Origin of the sequence: Streptococcus sp., assembly GCF_019414905.1 — a bacterium.
In the GTDB taxonomy this organism is placed as follows: domain Bacteria; phylum Bacillota; class Bacilli; order Lactobacillales; family Streptococcaceae; genus Streptococcus.
Genome location: NZ_DXLC01000049.1, coordinates 6,512 through 9,179, shown reverse-complemented (window position 1 = coordinate 9,179; position 2,668 = coordinate 6,512). Strand labels below are relative to the sequence as shown.

1 protein-coding gene is annotated in these 2,668 nt (G+C 42.7%); it reads right to left on the bottom strand.

The window, feature by feature from the left end; genetic code table 11:
* Positions 1-223: 223 nt before the first annotated feature.
* On the bottom strand, positions 224-2,527 hold the full coding sequence (locus QZ359_RS01250; protein ID WP_314732373.1) for a DNA translocase FtsK: 2,304 nt from the start codon (positions 2,525-2,527) through the stop codon (positions 224-226).
* Positions 2,528-2,668 lie beyond the last annotated feature (141 nt).

The window sequence follows — 2,668 nt, the reverse complement described above, 5'->3', positions numbered from 1 at the left end:
TAAGGGGAGTCTTCATATATCTAAAAGAAATTCTAAACCTGTTTCAGCTTGATATAGTGTTTGAATAAAATGTGAACAAATTTATTAGGGAATCCAAATCAATTTCATGCTTTAAAAGTCGTTTCATACTATTTTAGATTCAATTAATTATACATCATAGATAATCCGCTTCAAAAATCTCTTCAAATCACGTCAGGTTCACATTTCCGTATAAGAGAGAAATTTATTGTTGCAATACTTTTCTTGGTTTGGTACCTTCAGCTGGACCGATGACACCTGCCATCTCCAGTTCTTCCATGAGACGGGTCGCACGGTTAAATCCAACTGACAAACGACGCTGAATCATGGATGCACTGGCTTTCTGGGTCTCGATGACTAAAGCCTTGGCTTCTTCAAAAAGCGGATCTCCACCAGATTCACCATCTGAAAATTCACCGTCATTTTCAGAAACCTCACCTGGATCAAAACTCTCATCGTAGTCTGCATCTGCCTGAGCCTTGATAAAGTTTACGATGCGTTCAACATCATCATCCGAGATAAAGGAGCCTTGGAGACGAACTGGATGATTTTCATCAATCGGTTTAAAGAGCATATCTCCTCGACCAAGCAGTTTTTCCGCTCCATTTTCATCCAAAATCGTACGGGAGTCTGTCCCTGATGAAACTGCGAAAGCGACACGAGAAGGAACATTAGCCTTAATCAACCCAGAGATGACATCAACGGATGGACGCTGAGTTGCAAGAATCATGTGGATACCTGCAGCCCGCGCCTTCTGTCCTAGACGGATAATAGCATCTTCTACTTCCTTGCTGGCCACCATCATAAGGTCAGCCAACTCATCTACAATCACGACAATGAGTGGCAGCGGAATCTGCTTGTACTCAGACTGGGCATTGAACTCTTCTACCTTGGCATTAAAGCCTGCAATATTACGGACTCCCACCTTTGCAAAGAGTTCATAACGATTTTCCATCTCATCCACAACCTTTTGCAGGGCCTTGCTGGCCTTGCGTGGATTGGTCACTACTGGAATCAAGAGGTGGGGAATGTCATTGTAAACAGACAACTCAACCATCTTGGGATCGACCATCATAAACTTAACTTGGTCAGGTCTCGCTTTCATGAGAATGCTGGCGATAATGCCGTTAACTGCTACTGACTTACCTGAACCCGTTGAACCTGCGACTAGCAAGTGGGGCATTTTAGAAAGGTCAAAAGCTCTTGCAGTGCCATTAACAGCCTTCCCTAAAGGAATTTCCAAGAGATTTTCTGCTTTCGTTTGAGATTGTTCCCAAAGTTCACGGAAAGACACAGTGGCAATCTCGGAGTTAGGCACCTCAATTCCGACCAGGGATTTCCCAGGGATTGGTGCTTCGATTCGGACATCCTTGGCTGCCAAGGCTAGAGCGAGGTCATCTGCTAGATTGGAAATGCGATTGACCCGTACACCTACTGCTGGCTTGACTTCATACTTAGTCACGGATGGTCCAATTTCGGCCCGTTCCACCGTCACCTTGATACCAAAGCTAGCAAAGGTTTCTTCTAAGATTTTGATGTTTTCTCGAACAATCTTCTTCTCTTTCGACTGGTCTTTTGGTTTATCTGGGGCAAAGAGTTGTAAGCTTGGAAGTTTGTATTCAAGAGCCTCCTTGGCTGAAAAATCGACCTGAACATCTTCGTCATCAGAGATTTCTTCTTGATTGGGGAATTCACGTTCAGCTTGAGGCAGGATGATCTCTGGTTCCACCCACTCTTCTTCCGGAAAAGGTGGAACGTCAAGCACAACATCATCAGTCAGAATTTCACCCGTTTCCATATCAACAGGAGGAAAATCGAGTAAGGCTTTTTCAGCTTCTTCTTGTTCTAATCTAGCCTCTTCCTCAGCCTTTTGACGAGCTTTTTCCTCCTGTTTGACAAAGCGTTCCTCTTTTCGACGCTCATGCCCTTCCCACCATTTGGCAAAGCCTCTACTGAAAAATTCCACAATATCGTAAACAGACCAAGGACTGATTAGGAGAGCGCCTGCTAAAATCAAGATAGAACCAATAAAGTAAGTGCCGATATTTGAAAAAAGAAAGGCGGTTGGCATATAAAGAGCGACCCCAATTAAGCCACCTCCAGCAAAACTGGTCGTTCGAATACCAGTTAAATCCGTCACAACCTGAGCCATGGTTCCCTTTAGAACGGACTTGTCTAAACCATATTTCCAAACTAAGTAGGCCTCAAAAATCAAGAGCAAACCTGCAAATATGGTAAAAAATCCTGATAAGAGTCCTTCCTGTTTTCGTATCCACTTGAAAAAGAAGAGATAGAGCAGGAGGCCAAATATTGCTAGATAAGCTAGGCTACCCACCAGCAAGCGAATTAGATTGTAAAGGGTTATACCTGCAGCCCCTAATTTGAAGGCTGCGAAAATCAATAAAAGCGCGATTCCCAACGAAATCAACATTCGTTGAATCGCTTCTTTTCTTTCGAGTTCTGCTTTAGACGGTCTCCGCCTTGTTTTACTTGTATTCTTGTTTGCCATTCTTCTATTATACCATATTTCACAGCCATTTCGAAAAAGGTCAATATTCTCCTTATGATTCAGATGACTGTTCATCAAAAAAAGAAGATATGCAAAATTTTGAAATTTTGATATAATAGAACTATCAAAAAGTAAAGGAAT

Coding starts and splice junctions, on each gene's coding strand:
- QZ359_RS01250 (WP_314732373.1), bottom strand. CDS start 2,527: ATGGCAAACAAGAATACAAGTAAAACAAGGCGGAGACCGTCTAAAGCA.